At 67.9% G+C, this 19,897-nt stretch carries 19 protein-coding genes; 9 read left to right on the forward strand and 10 right to left on the reverse strand.

The annotated features are described in order from the left end of the window. Window positions 1–15: 15 nt before the first annotated feature. From gyrB to dnaA, 6 genes are all read right to left on the reverse strand, one after another. Window positions 16–2,100, reverse strand: coding sequence for a DNA topoisomerase (ATP-hydrolyzing) subunit B (gyrB, locus tag ABT114_RS06230; RefSeq protein WP_351139135.1), 2,085 nt, complete (start codon window positions 2,098–2,100; stop codon window positions 16–18). Window positions 2,101–2,486: 386 nt separating this feature from the next. Then, window positions 2,487–3,035: a DciA family protein gene (locus ABT114_RS06235; RefSeq protein WP_351139137.1), complete on the reverse strand. Its 549-nt coding sequence runs from the start codon at window positions 3,033–3,035 to the stop codon at window positions 2,487–2,489. Beyond that, window positions 3,032–4,156, reverse strand: coding sequence for a DNA replication/repair protein RecF (gene recF / locus ABT114_RS06240; RefSeq protein ID WP_351139139.1), 1,125 nt, complete (start codon window positions 4,154–4,156; stop codon window positions 3,032–3,034). The genes ABT114_RS06235 and recF overlap by 4 nt, the downstream gene beginning before the upstream one ends. Window positions 4,157–4,195: 39 nt before the next feature. Next, window positions 4,196–5,071: a phosphogluconate dehydrogenase (NAD(+)-dependent, decarboxylating) gene (gene gnd / locus ABT114_RS06245; RefSeq protein ID WP_351139141.1), complete on the reverse strand. Its 876-nt coding sequence runs from the start codon at window positions 5,069–5,071 to the stop codon at window positions 4,196–4,198. 208 nt (window positions 5,072–5,279) lie between these two features. Then, complete coding sequence (gene dnaN, locus ABT114_RS06250; protein WP_351139529.1) at window positions 5,280–6,410, reverse strand: DNA polymerase III subunit beta; 1,131 nt, start codon at window positions 6,408–6,410, stop codon at window positions 5,280–5,282. A 927-nt stretch (window positions 6,411–7,337) separates the two neighbouring features. After that, on the reverse strand, window positions 7,338–9,275 hold the full coding sequence (dnaA, locus tag ABT114_RS06255) for a chromosomal replication initiator protein DnaA (RefSeq protein WP_351139143.1): 1,938 nt from the start codon (window positions 9,273–9,275) through the stop codon (window positions 7,338–7,340). Window positions 9,276–9,650: 375 nt separating this feature from the next. On the opposite strand from dnaA, the gene rpmH reads away from it, so the two are divergent. The 9 genes from rpmH (at window position 9,651) to ABT114_RS06300 (ending at window position 16,639) form a co-directional block, all read left to right on the forward strand. After that, window positions 9,651–9,788: a 50S ribosomal protein L34 gene (gene rpmH, locus ABT114_RS06260; protein ID WP_005482975.1), complete on the forward strand. Its 138-nt coding sequence runs from the start codon at window positions 9,651–9,653 to the stop codon at window positions 9,786–9,788. 20 nt (window positions 9,789–9,808) lie between these two features. Continuing rightward, the gene (rnpA, locus tag ABT114_RS06265; RefSeq protein WP_351139146.1) at window positions 9,809–10,180 is read left to right on the forward strand and encodes a ribonuclease P protein component; all 372 of its coding nucleotides are present in this window, start codon (window positions 9,809–9,811) and stop codon (window positions 10,178–10,180) included. Further along, window positions 10,177–10,542 (forward strand): membrane protein insertion efficiency factor YidD, encoded by a 366-nt coding sequence (gene yidD / locus ABT114_RS06270; RefSeq protein WP_351139148.1) that lies wholly within the window; start codon window positions 10,177–10,179, stop codon window positions 10,540–10,542. The genes rnpA and yidD overlap by 4 nt, the downstream gene beginning before the upstream one ends. A gap of 3 nt (window positions 10,543–10,545) precedes the next feature. Then, complete coding sequence (gene yidC, locus ABT114_RS06275; protein ID WP_351139150.1) at window positions 10,546–11,823, forward strand: membrane protein insertase YidC; 1,278 nt, start codon at window positions 10,546–10,548, stop codon at window positions 11,821–11,823. Between the two features lie 15 nt (window positions 11,824–11,838). Next, window positions 11,839–12,351, forward strand: a complete 513-nt coding sequence (locus tag ABT114_RS06280; RefSeq protein WP_351139153.1) for a Jag family protein — start codon at window positions 11,839–11,841, stop codon at window positions 12,349–12,351. Between the two features lie 118 nt (window positions 12,352–12,469). Then, entirely contained in the window at window positions 12,470–13,186 is a 717-nt protein-coding gene (rsmG, locus tag ABT114_RS06285) for a 16S rRNA (guanine(527)-N(7))-methyltransferase RsmG (protein ID WP_351139155.1), read from the forward strand. 333 nt (window positions 13,187–13,519) lie between these two features. Beyond that, entirely contained in the window at window positions 13,520–14,593 is a 1,074-nt protein-coding gene (locus ABT114_RS06290) for a ParA family protein (protein WP_351139157.1), read from the forward strand. Next, window positions 14,590–15,690, forward strand: a complete 1,101-nt coding sequence (locus ABT114_RS06295) for a ParB/RepB/Spo0J family partition protein (protein ID WP_351139159.1) — start codon at window positions 14,590–14,592, stop codon at window positions 15,688–15,690. Before ABT114_RS06290 ends, ABT114_RS06295 begins: the two co-directional genes overlap by 4 nt. Before the next feature lie 331 nt (window positions 15,691–16,021). Further along, complete coding sequence (locus ABT114_RS06300; RefSeq protein WP_351139161.1) at window positions 16,022–16,639, forward strand: GNAT family N-acetyltransferase; 618 nt, start codon at window positions 16,022–16,024, stop codon at window positions 16,637–16,639. Window positions 16,640–16,731: 92 nt separating this feature from the next. Here ABT114_RS06300 and trxA read toward each other — a convergent pair whose 3' ends face one another. The 4 genes from trxA to sigM form a co-directional block, all read right to left on the reverse strand. Then, a complete protein-coding gene (gene trxA / locus ABT114_RS06305) occupies window positions 16,732–17,064 on the reverse strand; it encodes a thioredoxin (RefSeq protein WP_351139163.1) in 333 nt (110 codons plus the stop codon). Window positions 17,065–17,103: 39 nt separating this feature from the next. After that, window positions 17,104–18,072 (reverse strand): thioredoxin-disulfide reductase, encoded by a 969-nt coding sequence (trxB, locus tag ABT114_RS06310; protein WP_351139165.1) that lies wholly within the window; start codon window positions 18,070–18,072, stop codon window positions 17,104–17,106. A 180-nt stretch (window positions 18,073–18,252) separates the two neighbouring features. Next, entirely contained in the window at window positions 18,253–19,167 is a 915-nt protein-coding gene (locus ABT114_RS06315) for an anti-sigma factor family protein (RefSeq protein ID WP_351139167.1), read from the reverse strand. Continuing rightward, window positions 19,164–19,889 (reverse strand): RNA polymerase sigma factor SigM, encoded by a 726-nt coding sequence (gene sigM, locus ABT114_RS06320; protein WP_351139169.1) that lies wholly within the window; start codon window positions 19,887–19,889, stop codon window positions 19,164–19,166. The genes ABT114_RS06315 and sigM overlap by 4 nt, the downstream gene beginning before the upstream one ends. Window positions 19,890–19,897: the final 8 nt, after the last annotated feature.

Here is a 19,897-nt window from a genome sequence, read left to right on the forward strand (position 1 = left end):
TCAGCTGAGACCGACTCAGATGTCGAGGAAGCGGACGTCCTTGGCGTTGCGCTGGATGAAGGCGCGGCGTGCTTCGACGTCCTCGCCCATGAGGACCGAGAACAGGTCGTCGGCCTGGGCCGCGTCGTCGAGGGTGACCTGGCCGAGGACGCGGTGTTCCTGGTCCATCGTGGTGATGCGCAGCTCCTCGGCGTTCATCTCGCCGAGACCCTTGAAGCGCTGGATCGAGTCCTCCCGGACGCGCTTGCCACGCTGGCGGCCGAGCTCGAGCAGCGCGTCGCGCTCACGGTCGGAGTACGCGTACTCCGCGTCCTCCCGGCCCCACTTGATCTTGTAGAGCGGGGGACGGGAGAGGAACACATGGCCCGCCTCGACCAGCGGCCGCATGAAGCGGAACAGGAAGGTCAGCAGCAGGGTGTTGATGTGCTGGCCGTCGACGTCGGCGTCCGCCATCAGGATGATCTTGTGATAGCGGAGCTTGGAGATGTCGAAGTCCTCGTGCACGCCCGTGCCGAAGGCGGAGATCAGCGCCTGGATCTCCTGATTCTGCAGGATCTTGTCGATCCTGGCCTTCTCCACGTTGAGGATCTTGCCGCGGATCGGGAGGATCGCCTGGTACTGCGGGTTACGGCCGGACTTGGCCGAACCGCCGGCGGAGTCACCCTCGACGATGAAGATCTCGCACTTGGTGGGATCGTTCGACTGGCAGTCGGAGAGCTTGCCCGGCAGGGACGCCGACTCGAGCAGGCCCTTACGGCGGGTGAGGTCGCGGGCCTTGCGTGCCGCCACGCGCGCGGTGGCCGCCTGAATGCCCTTGCGGACGATGTCCGCCGCCTCGACCGGGTTACGGTCCAGCCAGTCGTTGAGGTGCTCGTAGACCGCCTTCTGGACGAAGGTCTTCGCCTCCGTGTTGCCCAGCTTGGTCTTGGTCTGGCCCTCGAACTGGGGCTCGCTCAGCTTGACCGAGATGATCGCGGTCAGACCCTCGCGGATGTCGTCGCCCGTGAGGTTGTCGTCCTTCTCCCGCAGCAGCTTCTTGTCGCGCGCGTACTTGTTGACCAGGTTCGTCAGCGCCGCGCGGAAGCCCTCTTCGTGCGTACCGCCCTCGTGCGTGTGGATGATGTTGGCGAAGGAGTACACGCCCTCGCTGTAACCACTGTTCCACTGCATCGCGACTTCAAGGGAGAGGCTCTTCTCCTTGTCCTCGGCCTCGAGGTCGATCACGGTGGGGTGCACCACGTCTCCCTTGCGGGAGTTGAGGTACTTCACGAAGTCGACGATGCCGCCCTCGTAGTGGTACGTGACGGCCTTGACCTCGTCCTTCTCGTCCGCACCCGCCTCGTCCGCCCCGGCCGTGGCCTTCGCCGACTCGCGCTCGTCAGTGAGTTTGATCGTCAAACCCTTGTTGAGGAACGCCATCTCCTGGAAGCGCCGCGAAAGCGTCTCGAAGGAGTACTCCGTGGTCTCGAAAATATCGCCGTCGGCCCAGAAGGTGACCGAAGTGCCGGTCTCGTCCGTGGCCTCGTGCTTGGCGAGCGGCGCCGTGGGGACGCCCATCTTGTAGTCCTGCGTCCAGCGGTGCCCGTCGGTCCTGACCTCGACGGAGACCTTGCCCGACAGGGCGTTCACGACCGAGACGCCGACACCGTGGAGACCACCGGAGACCGCGTAGCCGCCGCCGCCGAACTTGCCGCCCGCGTGCAGCACGGTCAGCACCACTTCGAGGGCCGGCTTGCCCTCGGAAGCGACGATGCCCACCGGGATGCCACGGCCGTTGTCGACGACACGCACGCCGCCGTCGGCCAGGATCGTCACATCGATGGTGTCGGCGTGCCCCGCCAGCGCCTCGTCGACGGAGTTGTCGACCACCTCGTACACGAGGTGGTGCAGGCCGCGCTCACCGGTCGAGCCGATGTACATACCGGGTCGCTTGCGGACCGCGTCCAGACCCTCGAGGACGGTGATGGCGCTGGCGTCGTACGAGGCCGTGACCTCGCCGTTCGAGGTGTCGGACACGTCGTTCGCGCCTTCGTCGGTGGACGGGATGTTCTCGTTGGGGTTGCCGGAATCGGCCACGAAGCGCCCTTTCTGGCACAGCACGAGCCAGGCTCGTCGGCGGGTTGCCGGAGCGGCTGCGGCATGTTGCGTTGGTAAGCCTTGATCAGCGTTGCTCAGCTTTTCCCGGGCGGTCCCCACGTTTGGGGCGGGATTGGCTTCCAGTCTACCGGTAGCGCCGACAGTGATGGGGGTTTGCCGGTACCTGAGTCCGCATGTGCCGCCCTGAACCGGTCTCTGCCGGGTCCCGATATGTGGATGGGGGCTCCAAGAGGCTCACGGAGGCACTCAGCGCTTCGGGGTGTCAACCCCTCGCTACTCCGGGGTCAGATCAGGATTCGCAACCGCGTGCGGTCGTACGACGGAACCACCACACGCCCCTGTCACGTGAGGTACGTCACCCCACGTCAGCCACGTCCGACAGCCCCACGTCACCCGTAGGTGTCACCGGGTCCGGTGCTGCCCGGAGCACGCAGGGGGCCGTAGCGACGGGCGGGACCGTTGGGGCCGTACACCTTGATCAGCTTCACCGCGCCGTGGCCGAGGTCCTCGTTCAGGCGGGCCACCAGGGTCGGGGCGAGCAGCCGGAGGTTCGTCGCCCAGGCCGTGGAATCGCAGCGCACGACCAGGACGCGCTCGTCCTCGTCGTACTTCTCCGGGACGCAGTGCTTGGCCACGTCCTCTCCGACGATCTCCGGCCAGCGGCCCATCACACCTCCCACCGCCGCCGGGGTCTCCCACCCGCGCTCGGTGAGGAGCCGGTTGATCGCGGCGCCGAGCGCCATGGGGTCGCGGCCGTCGGCCCGCGCGCCCGAGCGCAGGCCGCCACCGCGGCGCGCCTGCTTCTTCTGCTGCGCGGCGTCCCCACGCGCGCGTGCCTGTTCCCGCGCCGCCCGCAGCGCCACGCGCGCGAGGTCCACGCCGGAGGGCTCGGGCGCCTTCTTCGGGTCCTTCTTCCCAGCCGGTCCGTCGGCGCTCATACGCGCTCCACCGTCCCGTCGGACACCGCATAGCGCGCACCCGTCAGCACGTGCGGTACGTCGTCGTCGACCGCGGCCGTCACCAGGACCTGCTCCCCGGGCGCGACCAGTTCGGCCAGTCGCTCGCGACGGCGGGCGTCCAGCTCGGCGAAGACGTCGTCAAGGACCAGCACGGGCTCGTTGCCTTCGGCCCGCAGCAGGTCGTACGACGCCAGGCGCAGCGCCAACGCGTAGGACCAGGACTCGCCGTGGGACGCGTATCCCTTGGCGGGCAGCTGACCGAGTTTGAGAATCAAATCGTCCCGATGCGGCCCCACGAGGGTGACGCCCCGCTCGATCTCCTGCTTGCGGGCCCCGGCGAGCGCGGCCATCAGCTGATCGTGGAGCTCCTCGCGCGTGTGGCCGGTGATGACGGCCGCGGACGCCTTGTAGTCGAGGGCGACCGGCCCGCCGCCCGGTGCCAGCTGCTCGTACGCCTTGTCGGCCAACGGCTGGATCGCGGCGACCAGGTCGAGACGCTGGGCGAGCAGTTCCGCGCCCACGCGCGCGAGGTGCTGGTCCCAGACGTCGAGTGTGGACAAGTCCATGGCACGGCCGCCGTGGCGGCGGGCCAGCGCAGCCGTCTTCAGGAGGGTGTTGCGCTGCTTGAGGACCCGCTCGTAGTCGGAACGCACGCCGGCCATGCGCGGGGAGCGCGCGGTGATCAGCTCGTCGAGGAAGCGGCGGCGCTCCCCGGGGTCGCCCTTGACCAGGGCAAGGTCCTCGGGGGCGAACAGCACCGTCCGTACGATGCCCAGCACGTCACGGGGCTTGACCTGCGACGACCTGTTGATGCGGGCACGGTTGGCCTTGCCGGGATTGAGTTCCAGCTCGACGAGCTGCTGCCGCTCGCCCTGCTTCACCTGCGCCCTGATGATCGCCCGGTCGGCGCCCATGCGGACCAGCGGGGCGTCGGAGGCGACACGGTGGCTGCCCAGGGTGGCCAGATAGCCGACGGCCTCGACGAGGTTCGTCTTACCCTGGCCGTTGGGGCCGACGAAAGCGGTGACGCCCGGGTCGAGCGGAACTTCGACCCGGGCGTACGAGCGGAAGTCGGCCAGCGACAGATGCGTGACGTGCATGGTCGTGAACCGACCTCCCCCAGATCCTTCGGGTGCTGATTACTTCGTCTCGACCGCGTGGCCGCCGAACTGGTTGCGCAGCGCGGCGATCATCTTCATCTGCGGCGAGTCCTCCTGGCGGGAGGCGAACCGGGCGAACAGCGAGGCCGTGATCGCGGGCAGCGGCACGGCGTTGTCGATGGCGGCTTCCACAGTCCACCGGCCCTCGCCGGAGTCCTGTGCATAACCCTTCAGCTTCTCCAGGTGCTCGTCGTCGTCGAGGGCGTTCACCGCGAGGTCGAGCAGCCAGGAGCGGATGACCGTGCCCTCCTGCCAGGAGCGGAACACCTCGCGCACGTCCGTGACGGAGTCGACCTTCTCCAGGAGCTCCCAGCCCTCGGCGTAGGCCTGCATCATGGCGTACTCGATGCCGTTGTGGACCATCTTCGAGAAGTGGCCGGCGCCGACCTTGCCGGCGTGCACCGAGCCGAAGTCGCCCTCGGGCTTGAGCGCGTCGAAGACCGGCTGCACCTTGGCGATGTTCTCGGCGTCGCCGCCGTACATCAGCGCATAGCCGTTCTGCAGGCCCCAGACGCCGCCGGAGACGCCGCAGTCGACGAAGCCGATGCCCTTGGCAGCGAGCTCCTCGGCGTGCTTCTCGTCGTCCGTCCAGCGCGAGTTCCCGCCGTCCACCACGACATCGCCGGGCTCCAGCAGCTCGCCGAGCTCGTCGACGGTGGACTGGGTCGCGGCACCGGCCGGAACCATCACCCACACCACGCGCGGGCCCTTGAGCTTGCCCACAAGCTCTTCCAGGCTGTGGACATCGGCGAGGTCCGGGTTGCGGTCGTATCCGATGACGGTGTGGCCTGCGCGGCGTATCCGCTCGCGCATGTTGCCGCCCATCTTGCCGAGGCCGACGAGACCGAGCTCCATCAGTTGTTCCTTAGGTTGCGGTGTGGCGTGAGGGGCACTTTCGTACCTGTGTCCGAGCCTAAACCCGGACGCTCACGCACACCTGTGGGCATACGCGCTCAAACGTACGCCCCGCCCTGCGGCTTCAGCGGCCGGTCCCGGTGCTCCACCGGGACCGGGGACGCTGTGGACAACCGTCGGCCGCCGGGACGCGCGGTCTCTCGGCGCCTCAGCCGCTCAGCCGCACCGGCATGATCAGGTACTTGTAGGCGTCGTCCGCCTCGGCGTCCACCGCCGGCCTGCCGCTGAGCAGGGCGGGCTTCGTGGACGTCGTGAAGGACAGCTGGGCCACCGGGGAGTCGATGGCGCTCAGGCCGTCCAGCAGGAACGTCGGGTTGAAGGCGATGGAGATGTCGTCGCCCTCGAGCTGGGCGTCGACCCTTTCCACAGCCTGTGCGTCGTCGCTGGAGCCGGCCTCCAGGATGAGCACGCCCTGCTCGAAGCTGAGCCGCACCGGGGTGTTGCGCTCGGCGACCAGGGCCACGCGCTTGACGGCCTCCACGAAGGGGGCGGTCTCGATGACGGCCACGCTGTTGAACTCCGTCGGGAACAGCGTGCGGTACTTCGGGAGGTCGCCCTCCAGCAGCCGGGTCGTCGTGCGACGCCCTGCGCCCTCGAAACCGATCAGGCCCTCGCCCGCGCCCGAGCCGGACAGCGCCAGGATGACGCTGTCGCCGCTCGTGAGTGCCTTGGCGGTGTCCAGGAGCGTCTTGGCGGGCACCAGGGCGACCGCGGACGCGTCCGGGTTCTCCGGCTTCCACAGGAACTCGCGGACCGCGAAGCGGTAGCGGTCGGTGGACGCCAGCGTGACGGTGTCGCCCTCGATCTCGATGCGCACACCGGTGAGCACCGGGAGCGTGTCGTCGCGGCCGGCCGCGATGGCGACCTGCTGCACGGCGGAGGCGAAGACCTCGCCGGGGACGGTGCCCGTCGCGTTCGGCATCTGGGGCAGTGCCGGGTACTCCTCCACAGGCAGCGTGTGGAGTGTGAACCGCGAGGAACCGCAGACCACCGTCGCCCGTACACCGTCTGTGGAAATCTCCACCGGCCGGTTGGGGAGGGCGCGGGAGATGTCGGCGAGCAGGCGGCCGGAGACCAGGACCGTGCCCTCCTCCTCGACCTCCGCCTCCACCGACACGCGTGCGGAGACCTCGTAGTCGAAGCTGGACAGGCTCAGCTGGCCGTCCTCGGCCTTCAGCAGAAGGCCGGCGAGGACAGGCGCCGGCGGACGGGCCGGGAGGCTGCGCGCCGCCCAGGCCACTGCCTCCGCGAGTACGTCGCGTTCCACCCGGATCTTCACTGTTGCCGCCTCCTGCTGTTGCCGGCGCTTCTCGCCCTGCCTGGCCTTCGTCGTCTGTCTCGGTGTCGTCAGCCCCTGTGACGGGAAGGACACCGGGGAACAGTCTGACGCACGGCACTGACAGTAGGTGCCTCTCGGGGTCAAGTCGTGACGAGGGGCAGCCGGGCGCCGAGGAGCCAGTTGTGCACAGGGCCCCCTTCGAAACGGATTCTTCGCTCTCTCTAGTTGGGAGTAGTAGTAGGGCCTGTGGATACCGTGGATAACCCTGTTTTCCCAGCTCAGAGGCGGTTTTTTGTCCACGGGCCCTGTGGGTGACGGCGGTGGACAACTCGGGGTTTCTGTGGAGAACGGAAAGTTCTGCACACCCCATGCACAGACGGGGGCGACTTCTCCCCAGCGTCGTCCCCAGCTTTACCCGCCTTTCCCACAGCCCAACCCGGCACCTTCGTGTGACGCCTTTCACTCGACGCAGTGAGGAGGCGCGTCGCGTTGCCGAACAGTGGACAGGCATGTGGAGAAGCCGGGAATCATTGGGGACAACAGGCCCGGTCCTGTGGGTTGCCGGTGGACAACTCCGTGCACAGCTTGTGGATCATCTCGCCGTCCACAGCCTGTGGAGATCCTTCGTCCACGAATCCACAACCACCTGACCTGGTGTGATGGTCTTTCAACAGGGCTCCCTGTGGAAACGATCTGGACAACTCCGCAGTCCCCAGGGTGTGGACGGGAGAAAGTTGCCCAATCTGTGGAGAGTGGCCGTAACCCGGCAGGTAATCGAACAGCGGGTGGCTCGAGGCTGGCGGGCCATGCACCGGGAACGACGGAGGGCGCCCCCGGGATCTGCTCCCTGAGGCGCCCTCGACGCGTCGTCTGCGGCCCTGCCGGCCGTTGTACAGCCGACCCCCAGCCGTTCCGGCAGGGGGTCCTTCAGCCGTTCTTGATGCGGTTGGTCAGCTCGGTCACCTGGTTGTAGATGGAGCGCCGCTCGGCCATCAGATTGCGGATCTTGCGGTCTGCGTGCATCACCGTCGTGTGGTCACGGCCGCCGAACAGCGCCCCGATCTTCGGCAGCGAGAGGTCCGTCAGCTCCCGGCACAGGTACATGGCGATCTGCCGGGCCGTCACCAGCGCGCGGCCGCGCGAGGTACCGCAGAGATCCTCCACGGTCAGCCCGAAGTAGTCGGCGGTGGCGCCCATGATGGCCGTCGAGGTGATCTCGGGTGCCGAGTCCTCGCCGCCGGGGATGAGGTCCTTGAGGACGATCTCCGTCAGGCCCAGGTCCACCGGCTGCCGGTTGAGCGAGGCGAACGCCGTCACCCGGATCAGCGCGCCCTCCAGCTCGCGGATGTTGCGCGAGATCCGCGAGGCGATGAACTCCAGCACCTCCGGCGGGGCGTTGAGCTGCTCCTGGACCGCCTTCTTGCGCAGGATCGCGATACGCGTCTCCAGCTCGGGCGGCTGGACGTCGGTGATCAGCCCCCACTCGAAACGGTTCCGCAGCCGGTCCTCCAGGGTCACCAGCTGCTTGGGCGGCCGGTCACTGGAGAGCACGATCTGCTTGTTGGCGTTGTGGAGCGTGTTGAAGGTGTGGAAGAACTCCTCCTGTGTCGACTCCTTGTCCGCCAGGAACTGGATGTCGTCGACGAGCAGGATGTCCATCTCGCGGTAGCGCTTGCGGAAGCTGTCTCCCTTGCCGTCGCGGATGGAGTTGATGAACTCGTTGGTGAACTCCTCGGAGCTCACGTACCGCACGCGGGTGCCCGGGTAGAGGCTGCGCGCGTAGTGCCCGATCGCGTGCAGCAGGTGCGTCTTGCCCAGGCCCGACTCCCCGTAGATGAACAGGGGGTTGTACGCCTTCGCGGGCGCCTCGGCGACGGCGACCGCCGCCGCGTGCGCGAAACGGTTGGACGCGCCGATGACGAAGGTGTCGAAGAGGTACTTCGGGTTCAGGCGTGCGGTGGGCTCGCCAGGGCCGGCCGCCGGCGCGGGCTTCGCGGCCAGCGGGCCGGGCGCGCCGGTGGTGGGCAGGTTGGGTCCGACCGGGCCGCCGCGGTGCACATGACCGGAGCCGGCGGGCGGCTCGGGCAGGTCGCGGCGGACGGGGTCGCGCTGGTCGTAGTCCGCGCGTGACGACTCGTAGTCGGAACGTTGCTGGTCGTACGACGGCCGCTCCATGGCCTGCGGGCGGTAGTCCTGCGACGGCGGGCCGTACGAGTCCTGCGACGAGCCGTAGGCGTCCGGTCCCGTGGGGCCGTAGGAGTCCTGGGATCCAGAGCCGTAGGCGTCACGGGACGGCGACGCGTACGGATCGCGCTCCGGGAAACCGAGGCGCTGCTGCTGCCAGTTGTACTCGTCCTGCGTGGGGCGCGGCCAGGCGCCGGGCTCGGGGCGCTGGTACTCGGACGGATACGCGGGTCGGGCGGTGGGCATCTGGTCACCGCGAGCGTGGGGACGCTGGTCGCCCTGTGTGCCGGGAGACGGGTCGGCGCGGTGGCGGCCGTAACCCTCGTACTGGCCGGAGGGGAGCTCGGGCTCCTCGTAGCGCGGCTGGGGCTGGGAGGGAGGCGTCGGCGGGGCCGGGGGCTCGCCGACGGAGTCGTCGACGGTGATCGCGATGCGGATCGGACGGCCGCACTCGCGGCTCAGGGTCTCGCTGACGATCGGGGCGAGGCGGCCTTCCAGCACGCCCTTCGCGAACTCGTTCGGCACGGCGAGCAGTGCGGTGTCCGCGACGAGCGCGAGCGGCTGGCAGCGCCGGATCCAGTGCTCGTCCTTGCCCTCGACGCCCTGTCCGCGGCCTTCGCCGAGAAGCTGATCGAGTACTCGTGGCCACACTGCGGCAAGATCGGCAGGTACGTCAGCCACAGGGCACGCTCTCTCACGGGTCCCACGAACGTGTGGTTGTGGGACGGGTCGGGGTTCACATCGGGTCGGGCAGGGACAAAGGAACGAATCGGAGTTCATCCACGGTAGTCAGGGCAACGGCTGCGGTTCAAGTTGTTGTCCCCAGCCTGTGGATAGTGTCTCTCCGTGACTCCTGGTTTGACCGGATGGCGTAGCCCCGCGTACCGTAACCAGGTCGAGTTGTCGATGGCTGCTGCCGCCTGCCTCCGATGGGCACAGATCGCGTACCGGTGATCGGAAAGCGGTGCACTGGGGCGTAACGCGAGCTACTCGTGGGCGCACGGTGACAGCCAGGACGGCACCCCGCAACCACCGATTTATTTCTGGAGCCCCCGAGTGAGCAAGCGCACCTTCCAGCCGAACAACCGTCGTCGCGCCAAGACCCACGGCTTCCGCCTGCGGATGCGCACCCGTGCCGGCCGCGCGATTCTCGCGAACCGCCGCAGCAAGGGTCGCGCCAGCCTGTCCGCCTGAATCTCACAGGTCATGACGTCGTGCTGCCTACCGAGCATCGGCTGAGGCGGCGCGAGGACTTCGCGACCGCAGTACGACGAGGTCGCCGGGCTGGACGCCCGCTCCTCGTCGTCCACCTTCGTAGCGGTGCCACGGACCCGCACGCGCCTGGGGAGAGCGCTCCCCCGACGCGTGCGGGTTTCGTCGTGAGCAAGGCCGTGGGTGGCGCGGTCGTGCGCAACAAAGTGAAGCGCAGACTGCGCCATCTGATGCGTGACCGAGTCGCCCTGTTTCCCCCCGGTAGCCTGGTAGTCGTACGAGCGCTGCCCGGAGCGGGTGACGCCGACCATGCACAGCTGGCCCGAGACCTGGATGCCGCCCTTCAACGGCTGCTGGGAGGGGGCGCGCGATGAAGTACCCGCTGCTGGCTCTGATCAAGCTGTACCAGTGGACGATCAGTCCTTTGCTGGGGCCGGTCTGCAAGTACTACCCGTCGTGCTCTCACTACGGCTACACGGCCATCGATCGGCACGGCGCGATCAAGGGAACGGCACTTACCGCCTGGCGGATTCTGCGGTGCAATCCGTGGTCGCTCGGCGGGGTGGACCATGTTCCGCCGCGCAAGCGTCCGCGGTGGCACGAAGTGCTGCGCAACGCCTGGCGTGCACGCAAGGGCGGGCCCTCCGCCGCCGAACCGGCCACCGAGGGACAGGGGATGCCAGACCGTCCCTCGAGCCCGGCCGCAGAGACCCCGTCCCATGTCCAAGGAGCATGATTAGTGGACACGATTGCCAGCTTCTTCAGCTTCATCACGACACCCGTTTCCTGGGTCATCGTCCAGTTCCACTCGGTGTACGGGGAGGTCTTCGGTCCCGACACGGGTTGGGCCTGGGGCCTGTCCATCGTGTCCCTGGTGATTCTGATCCGCATCTGCCTGATCCCGCTCTTCGTGAAGCAGATCAAGGCGACCCGGGCCATGCAGACGCTGCAGCCCGAGATGAAGAAGATCCAGGAGCGCTACAAGAACGACAAGCAGCGCCAGTCCGAAGAGATGATGAAGCTGTACAAGGAGTCGGGTACGAACCCGCTCTCCTCGTGCCTTCCCATCCTGGCGCAGTCCCCGTTCTTCTTCGCTCTGTACCACGTGCTCAACGGCATCGCGACGGGCTCGACGATCGGCGTCATCAACGAGTCGCTGCTCAACAGCGCCCGTAAGGCGCACATCTTCGGTGCCCCGCTCGCCGCGAAGTTCACCGACGGCTCGTCGAAGGTGGAGGCGCTCGGCGCTTCCCTCACCGACGTCCGGGTCGTCACCGCGATCATGATCGTCCTGATGTCGGCGTCGCAGTTCTACACGCAGCGCCAGCTGATGACGAAGAACGTCGACACGACGGTGAAGACGCCGTTCATGCAGCAGCAGAAGATGCTGATGTACGTCTTCCCCGTCATGTTCGCCGTCTTCGGCATCAACTTCCCGGTCGGTGTCCTCGTCTACTGGCTGACCACCAACGTGTGGACCATGGGCCAGCAGATGTACGTCATCCGCAACAACCCGACCCCGGGTTCCAAGGCTCAGGCTGCGTACCTGGAGCGCCTGTACAAGCACGTCACGCACCACGGCATGACCCGCCGCCGCAGTGAGAAGACCATCGTCAAGGCCATCGTGGCGAAGGGTCGCGACCGCAACGAGTTCGAGCGCAAGTTCATCAACGGCCTGACCAAGGCGGGTCTCGCGGCGCAGGCTGACGGCACCGTGATCAAGGGCGAGAGCCAGGTCGCTGTTCAGACCGAGGACGGTGCGCCCGCGGCTGCTCCCAAGCGTCAGCAGCCCAAGCGCCAGACCAAGGCCCAGCGTCAGACCGGCAGCTCGAAGATCGCAGACGAGACCGAGCAGCCGACCACGTCGCTGAGCAAGTCCGACGACGAGCCGGAGGACGCCAAGCCCGCCCCCGCTGCGAAGAACGCCGCCTCGAAGCCTAGCGGCGGCACCCGCAGCAAGGCCCAGTCAGGCCAGCGCAAGGGCCCGCAGCGCCCCAAGTCCCCGTCCAAGAAGTAAGAAGGAGCCCATCCCGTGACGGAAGGCACCACCTCCGCCGCTGCCGAGGGTGCAGACACCCTGACCCGCCTGGAGCAGGAGGGCGAGATCGCGGCGGACTACCTCGAGGGTCTGCTGGACATCGCCGATCTCGACGGCGACATCGACATGGACGTCGAGGCCGACCGAGCCTCTGTCTCGATCATCAGCGACGCCGGCACCCGGGACCTCCAGAAGCTGGTCGGCCGGGACGGCGAGGTGCTGGAGGCGTTGCAGGAGCTCACGCGTCTGGCCGTCCACCGGGAGACCGGAGACCGCAGTCGGCTGATGCTGGACATCGCCGGCTACCGCGCCAAGAAGCGCGCCGAGCTCTCCGAGCTGGGCGCCAAGTCCGCGGCCGAGGCCAAGAGCACCGGTGAGCCGGTGAAGCTGAAGCCGATGACTCCGTTCGAGCGCAAGGTCGTGCACGACGCGGTCAAGGCGGCGGGCCTGCGCAGCGAGTCCGAGGGCGAGGAGCCGCAGCGGTTCGTCGTCGTCCTCCCCAACTGATTCGGTACGAACGTTCCTCCGGCCCCGTCTGTTGCGCAGACGGGGCCGATCTTTGTCAGCCTGGTAGTTCTGGTGGTCGGCGCTCGGAGCGCCGATGCGGTACGGAAGGACGGTCCCCGTGACGGAGGCAACGGAGCTCCCCCCTGCGCCCGAAGTGGCGCGTGACGTATTCGGTGATCGCTTCGAGGATGCGGTCCGGTACGCCGAGCTCCTGGCCGAGGCAGGAGTGCAGCGCGGGCTCATCGGTCCGCGAGAGGTGCCCCGCCTGTGGGAGAGGCACTTGCTGAACTGCGCGGTGCTTTCCGAGGTCGTCCCCGAGGGGGTGACGGTGTGCGACGTGGGCTCGGGCGCGGGCCTGCCCGGTATCCCGCTGGCGCTGGTCCGGGAGGACCTGAAGATCACCCTGCTGGAGCCCTTGCTGCGGCGCACGAACTTCCTGACCGAGGTCGTCGAACTCCTGGGCCTGGACCATGTGACCGTCGTCCGTGGCCGTGCCGAGGAGGTCATGGGCACACTGCAGCCGGTCCATGTGGTCACGGCCCGGGCAGTGGCTCCGCTGGACCGACTGGCCACCTGGGGTATCCCGCTGTTGCGCCCGTACGGGGAGATGCTCGCCCTCAAGGGTGACACCGCGGAGGAGGAACTGAAGAGCGCTGCCGCCGCCCTGAGCAAGCTCGGCGCGGTCGAGACATCCATCCTCCATGTGGGTGAGGGCGTGGTGGATCCGTTGTCCACGGTGGTCCGGGTCGAGGTCGGGGAGAGCCCTGGAGGTGTGCGGTTCGCGGCGAAGCGGGCGAAGGCAGCCCGGACGGGCCGAACGCGTCGTCGTCGGTGATGGTGGGGAGCGACTGTGATGGATGTCTCTGATCCGTCCTGACGACGAGACGTACTCCACACAAGCTTCCCAACCTACGTAACCCGGAGTGTCGCGAAGGTCCGGCCGCAACCGCTGTGCATCGTGTTTCACGTGAAACGTCGCTCCCTGCTGCATGGAATCATCAGCCGTGGCCGCGCTGCGGCCGAACCCCGCGACCGCAAACCCCTTGGATCTCTCGGTGAGACCCCTGCTTTCGGGGTGGAGATGTCCCCCGCGGGGGGCACGGAGTTGTCCACAGAGGTGGATTTCTCCACAGAACCCCAGGGCTCACTGGTTCACGACCCCGAAGACATGGGAGGCTCTGTTCATTGCGAGCCTGAAGTCGAGGAGAGTGAATCCTTGCGGTCCGACGCCAACATCGCGGGACCGATGACCGATCCGGTCCCCGGTCCCCGTACCGAGTCGATGGGGGGTGATGTTTCACGTGAAACACCGCCTCCGATGGACGACACCCCGATCGGTCGTGCTGCCCAATTGGCGGTGGAGGCGCTAGGCCGCGCCGGTGAGGGTCTGCCGAGGCCCCACCAGACCCGCGTCATGGTGGTGGCCAACCAGAAGGGCGGTGTGGGCAAGACAACGACCACCGTCAACCTTGCCGCTTCGCTGGCCCTGCATGGTGCCCGAGTCCTCGTGATCGACCTTGACCCGCAGGGCAACGCGTCCACCGCGCTGGGGATCGATCATCACGCCGAGGTCCCGTCCATCTACGACGTGCTGGTCGACAGCAAGCCTCTCGCGGAAGTCGTCCAGCCCGTTCCTGATGTCGAGGGTCTCTTCTGCGCCCCCGCCACGATCGATCTCGCCGGTGCGGAGATCGAGCTGGTGTCCCTGGTGGCACGGGAGAGCCGTCTGCAACGGGCGATCCAGGCGTACGAGCAGCCGTTGGACTACATCCTCATCGACTGCCCGCCCTCGCTCGGCCTGCTGACGGTCAACGCGCTGGTTGCGGGCCAGGAGGTTCTCATCCCGATCCAGTGCGAGTACTACGCGCTGGAGGGCCTGGGTCAGCTGCTGCGCAATGTCGACCTGGTGCGGGGGCACCTCAACCCCGTCCTGCATGTGTCGACCATCCTGCTCACCATGTACGACGGCCGGACACGCCTGGCGTCCCAGGTCGCGGACGAGGTGCGCACCCACTTCGGTGACGAGGTGCTACGGACGAGCATTCCCCGCTCGGTCCGTATCTCCGAGGCGCCGAGCTATGGGCAGACGGTGCTGACCTACGATCCAGGATCGAGCGGTGCCCTCTCCTATCTTGAGGCGGCACGTGAAATCGCGCTGAAGGGTGTCGGTGTCAGCTACGACGCGACGCACGCCCACATCGGCGCCCAGAGCGATCCAAGCATGGTGGAGGGGATCCAGTGAGTGACCGACGGAGGGGGTTGGGCCGTGGGCTCGGCGCACTGATCCCTGCTGCACCGACGGAGAAGGCGCCGCCTCCGGCCGCTTTGGGGGGCGCGGCCTCCGTGTCCCCCGTTGCGGTTCCACTGTTGGCGGCCGAGCGTGGGGTGGCCGCGGCCAAGGTGGCTACCCTGCCGCCTGTTTCACGTGAAACCGAGGATCTGTCGGTGAACGGCGCCCTGGAGTCGCCCGCGCCTCCCATGGGCGCACACTTCGCCGAGCTCCCCCTCGACTCCATCTCGCCGAACCCCCGGCAGCCGCGTGAAGTATTCGACGAGGACGCCCTCCAGGAGCTGATCACCTCCATCAAGGAGGTCGGTCTCCTCCAGCCGGTCGTCGTACGGCAGCTGGGTCCCGCACGCTACGAGCTCATCATGGGCGAGCGGCGCTGGCGGGCCTGCCGTGAGGCGGGGCTCGAGGCGATCCCGGCGATCGTGCGGGCCACGGATGACGAGAAGCTCCTCCTGGACGCGCTCTTGGAGAACCTGCACCGGGCGCAGCTGAACCCGCTGGAAGAGGCAGCTGCCTATGACCAGTTGCTGAAGGACTTCAATTGCACGCACGACCAGCTGGCGGACCGCATCGGACGATCCCGCCCGCAGGTCTCCAACACGTTGCGTCTGTTGAAGCTCTCGTCGGCGGTCCAGAAGCGGGTGGCCGCCGGAGTGCTCTCGGCGGGACACGCCCGTGCGCTGCTCTCCGTCGAGGACTCGGAAGAGCAGGATCGGCTGGCCCATCGCATCGTGGCCGAGGGACTCTCGGTGCGGGCCGTCGAGGAGATCGTGACCCTCATGGGCTCGCGTCCCCAGAAGGCCCCGCGTTCCAAGGGGCCCCGGGCCGGCGCCCTGGTATCGCCGTCGCTGACTGACCTTGCGACCCGTCTCTCGGACCGTTTCGAGACTCGGGTGAAGGTCGACCTGGGTCAGAAGAAGGGCAAGATCACCGTCGAGTTCGCCTCCATGGAGGACCTCGAACGGATCCTGGGCACGCTCGCTCCGGGCGAGGGCCCGGTCCTGCAGAAGGTCCTTCAGGAGGACGACTCCGTGGAGTCAGAGGACTGAGCCTCCTTGGGTCGGCACAGGGCATTTGAGCTCGGCCGTCGACAGGGCAGGCCGTGTCCGGTGTGTACCGGAACACGGCCTGCTCTTTGCTTTCTGGCGGTATCGATGGAATCGCATCGTGGATACGATGCGGGTGGGATATGGCGCATCCAGCTGGCAGCACCTCTGGGTGGGAGGCGGGGGCCATGCGAACGATGGGGCGCACCGGACTGGTGAGCGCGGGACTGGGGCTGGGCGCGGTTGGCGGCTTCGTCGGCAGCCTGCTCAGGGAACGGAGCGCTCTGACAGCCGCCCGCGACGCTGTGGGCGAGGGAAGCGAGGAACAGCCTTCATGGGGCGTCGGCTCGTACCGCTCACGCTGGACAACCTTCAGGATCTTCCCAGGCGCTGTCGGTCGTGTGTCTTCTGGGAGCTGGACCCTGTCAGCGGTGAGGCCGCGGTAAAGGCGGGCACACCCGCCTTGGAGAAGGAGTCCTGGATTTCCGCCGTCCTCCTGGACTGGGGATCGTGCGGCCGGGTCGTCTACGTCGACGATGTGCCGGTGGGGTTCGTGCTCTACGCTCCTCCGGCCTACGTCCCTCGCTCCACAGCCTTTCCCACAAGCCCCGTCTCACCGGACGCGGTTCAGTTGATGACCGCGTTCATCATGCCTGGTTACCAGGGGCAGGGGCTGGGCCGTGTGATGGTGCAGACGGTGGCCAAGGATCTGTTGCGTCGGGGCTTCAAGGCGATCGAGGCCTTCGGTGACGCTCACTGGAAAGAGCCCGCCTGCGTGCTGCCCGCCGACCATCTGCTGGCCGTGGGCTTCAAGACGGTCCGGCCGCATCCCACGTATCCGCGGCTGCGCCTGGAGTTGCGCACGACGCTCTCCTGGAAGGAAGACGTCGAGATGGCTTTGGACCGGCTGCTGGGAGCCGTGCAGAAGGAACCGGCGCTCCGGCCGCTCTAGCGACGGCTGTCATGCGAATGGGCCAACCCATCCGGGTTGGCCCATTCGTGTTTCACGTGAAACATGTGCCGTCGGCTCGACGGCTCCGAACGTCACTCAGCGATGAAGTCCTCGAGGTCGCGGACGATCGCGGCCTTCGGCTTCGCACCGACGATGGTCTTGGCGACCTCGCCGTTCTGGTAGACGTTCAGGGTCGGGATCGACATGACACCGTACTTGGCGGCCGTGTCCGGGTTCTCGTCGATGTTGAGCTTGACGACCTCGATCTTGTCGCCGTACTCGGTGGCGATCGCCTCGAGCGAGGGCGCAATCTGACGGCACGGACCGCACCAGGCGGCCCAGAAGTCCACCAGGACGGGCTTGTCGCTCTTGAGGACGTCCTGCTCGAAGGAGTCGTCGGTCACGTTCTTCAGGGTGCCGGCCACAGCGGGCTCCTTACTGGTTATGCGTGGGGCGGATGGGGGTCAGGCAGAGGTCTTCTCGGGCTCGGCCTGCGCCTCGTCCGCAAGGGCGGCGAGGAAGCGCTCGGCGTCGAGGGCGGCGGAGCAGCCGGTACCGGCTGCGGTGATCGCCTGGCGGTAGGTGTGGTCGACCACGTCACCGGCGGCGAAGACACCGGTCAGGTTGGTCCGCGTGGAGGGCGCGGCGACCTTGAGGTAGCCCTCGTCGTCCAGGTCGAGCTGGCCCTTGAACAGTTCGGTGCGCGGGTCGTGGCCGATCGCGATGAACAGGCCGGTGACCGCCAGGTCCGACAGCTCGCCGGTCTTGAGGTTGCGCAGCTTCAGGCCGGCCAGCTTCGGGTCACCCTGGATCTCGGCGACTTCGCTGTCCCAGACGAACTTGATCTTCGGGTCGGCGAAGGCACGCTCCTGCATCGCCTTGGAGGCGCGCAGGGTGTCCCGGCGGTGGACGATCGTCACGGACTTGGCGAACCGGGAGAGGAAGGTGGCCTCCTCCATCGCGGTGTCACCGCCACCGATCACGGCGATGTCCTGGTCCTTGAAGAAGAAGCCGTCACAGGTGGCGCACCACGAGACGCCGCGGCCGGAGAGAGCGTCCTCGTTGGGCAGGCCGAGCTTGCGGTGCTGCGAGCCGGTGGTGACGATGACGGCCTTCGCCTTGTGGACCGTGCCCGCGGTGTCCGTGACGGTCTTGATCTCACCGGCCAGGTCGACGGAGACGACATCGTCCGGGATGAGCTCGGCGCCGAAGCGCTCGGCCTGGGCGCGCATGTTGTCCATGAGCTCGGGGCCCATGATGCCGTCGCGGAAGCCCGGGAAGTTCTCCACCTCGGTGGTGTTCATCAGCGCGCCACCCGCGGTGACGGCGCCCTCGAACACCAGAGGCTTCAGCGACGCGCGTGCGGTGTAGAGCGCCGCCGTGTAGCCGGCGGGCCCGGAGCCGATGATGATCACGTTTCGGACGTCGCTCACGGCTTGATTCCTCGTCTCTGGACTGTGTCGAACGGCCGGGGGAGCCCCTCTCGGAGCTCTCACCCCACCCAACGGATCCTAAGGGGCGCGCATTCCCGCTGTGTCCGGGCACACGCAGAGGCGACACCGTACGGGATACCGCGCAGGACGGAGACGAAGCCGCGGACGCGTCGTGCGTGCTCAGGAACGCGTGTAGGAGTGGGTCAGCAGCACCTTGGCCGTGGTGGACGACGGGTGGCCCACACAGGTCGCATCCATGATGTAGACGGTGACCCGCGTGCTGTCGGAAGTGCTGGGGAGCACCACGAGGAGTGCGTCCGTCCCCTTGTAGATGCCTTTCTCGGTCGCGAGCGCCGCGTCGTCGCGGCCGATGCCCTTCTGGATGCAGGCCGGGACCGTGGGCTGCTTGAAGACCTTCGGCTTGATGGTGCCGGGGGCGGTCTCCGCGCCCAGGCCGTTGGGAGTTCGAGAGCCGCCGGAGGCCTGAACGAGGAGAGTCGCGACCTGCCGCTCCAGCTTTCCTTCGGAGAAGGTGTCCGCTGCGGTGGACTGGTGCCCCTGTGCCGTGTTCCCGGGCGACGTGCCGTTCCACAGCGAGGACAGCAATACCGAACCCAGCCCCAGTGCGGCAGCCGTGAAGGCGGCACCCAGGACGGCCACCTTGCGGCGCCCACGCCGTCGGCCGTCCTTGCGGCCCGGGCCGGTGGAGTTACGCGCATGGCCGGCGGGGCGATCCGTCGCGGTCGGTGTTTCACGTGAAACATGCGCGCTGTCGTCCGCGCCGGAGGGGGAGCGGGTCGAAGCCACCGACACCGAGGCGCCCACGGCATCGGGTGCCGTGGCGCTGAGCAGAGCCTCCGCGGCGAGGGCGGCGTCGATACGGCCGGCGACCTCGGCCGGCATGCGGGACGGGCCGGGGACCGTCCCGAGCAGATTCCGGATCTCCTCCAGCGACGCGTACACGTCCGCGCAGAGCTCGCACTCGTCCAGATGCCGTCGCACCTCCGAGGTACGGGACGGCGGGAGCAGGCCCTCGGTGAGGTCGGAGATCTCCGCGACGTCCGGGTGCCCGGCCATGTCCGTCGTGGATGTCACGCTCGCCCACCTCCGCCCTTCACAGCAGCTGAGTCGCTTGATTCTGGATCGCGGGAATCCGCGTCCTGCGGTCCCGCTGCCGGTGGGACGGATGTCCCCTGCGCCCGGTTCCGTCCCTCGCCCGGACCGCCGCTCTCACCGGCCTTTTCCGGCCGTAGATGGGTGAGCAGCGGCAGGAGTCTGGCTCTGCCCCGGGCACAGCGGCTCTTCACTGTCCCGGTCGGCACGTCGAGCATGCGTGCTGCCTCGGCGACGGGGTAGCCCTGCATGTCCACCAGGACGAGGGCGGCCCGCTGATCGGGCGGGAGGGTGCCGAGCGCCTCCACGAGCTCACGGTGCAGATCGTTGCGCTCGGCAGGAGCCGAGGCCGACTCGTGCGGCTCCAGCAGCTGCTCCAGGCGCTCGGTGTCGTCGACCGGCGAGGTCTTACGGGAGGCGGCCTTACGGGCGCGGTCCAGGCAGGCGTTCACGGTAATGCGGTGCAGCCACGTTGTGACGGCCGACTGACCGCGGAAGGTGTGGGCGGCCCGGTAGGCGGAGACGAGGGCGTCCTGGACCGCGTCAGCGGCCTCCTCGCGGTCGCCCAGCGTGCGCAGGGCGACCGCCCAAAGACGGTCGCGATGCCGTCGCACGAGCTCGCCGAAGGCGTCCGGGTCGCCTTCAACATGGCGGGCGAGCAGATCCTGGTCGCTCACCCCGTCGTATCCGGCGCCATCCGCCATCGGACCCC

Origin of the sequence: Streptomyces sp. NPDC002088, from assembly GCF_040296605.1 — a bacterium.
Classification (GTDB): domain Bacteria; phylum Actinomycetota; class Actinomycetes; order Streptomycetales; family Streptomycetaceae; genus Streptomyces.

Excerpts from the sequence above, each read along its gene's own strand:
- ABT114_RS06290 (WP_351139157.1), top strand. The coding sequence starts at position 13,520 with ATGGGAGGCTCTGTTCATTGCGAGCCTGAAGTCGAGGAGAGTGAATCC.
- ABT114_RS06300 (WP_351139161.1), top strand. The coding sequence starts at position 16,022 with ATGGGGCGTCGGCTCGTACCGCTCACGCTGGACAACCTTCAGGATCTT.
- recF (WP_351139139.1), bottom strand. The coding sequence starts at position 4,156 with ATGCACGTCACGCATCTGTCGCTGGCCGACTTCCGCTCGTACGCCCGG.
- ABT114_RS06235 (WP_351139137.1), bottom strand. The coding sequence starts at position 3,035 with ATGAGCGCCGACGGACCGGCTGGGAAGAAGGACCCGAAGAAGGCGCCC.
- gnd (WP_351139141.1), bottom strand. The coding sequence starts at position 5,071 with ATGGAGCTCGGTCTCGTCGGCCTCGGCAAGATGGGCGGCAACATGCGC.
- sigM (WP_351139169.1), bottom strand. The coding sequence starts at position 19,889 with ATGGCGGATGGCGCCGGATACGACGGGGTGAGCGACCAGGATCTGCTC.
- yidD (WP_351139148.1), top strand. The coding sequence starts at position 10,177 with ATGAAGTACCCGCTGCTGGCTCTGATCAAGCTGTACCAGTGGACGATC.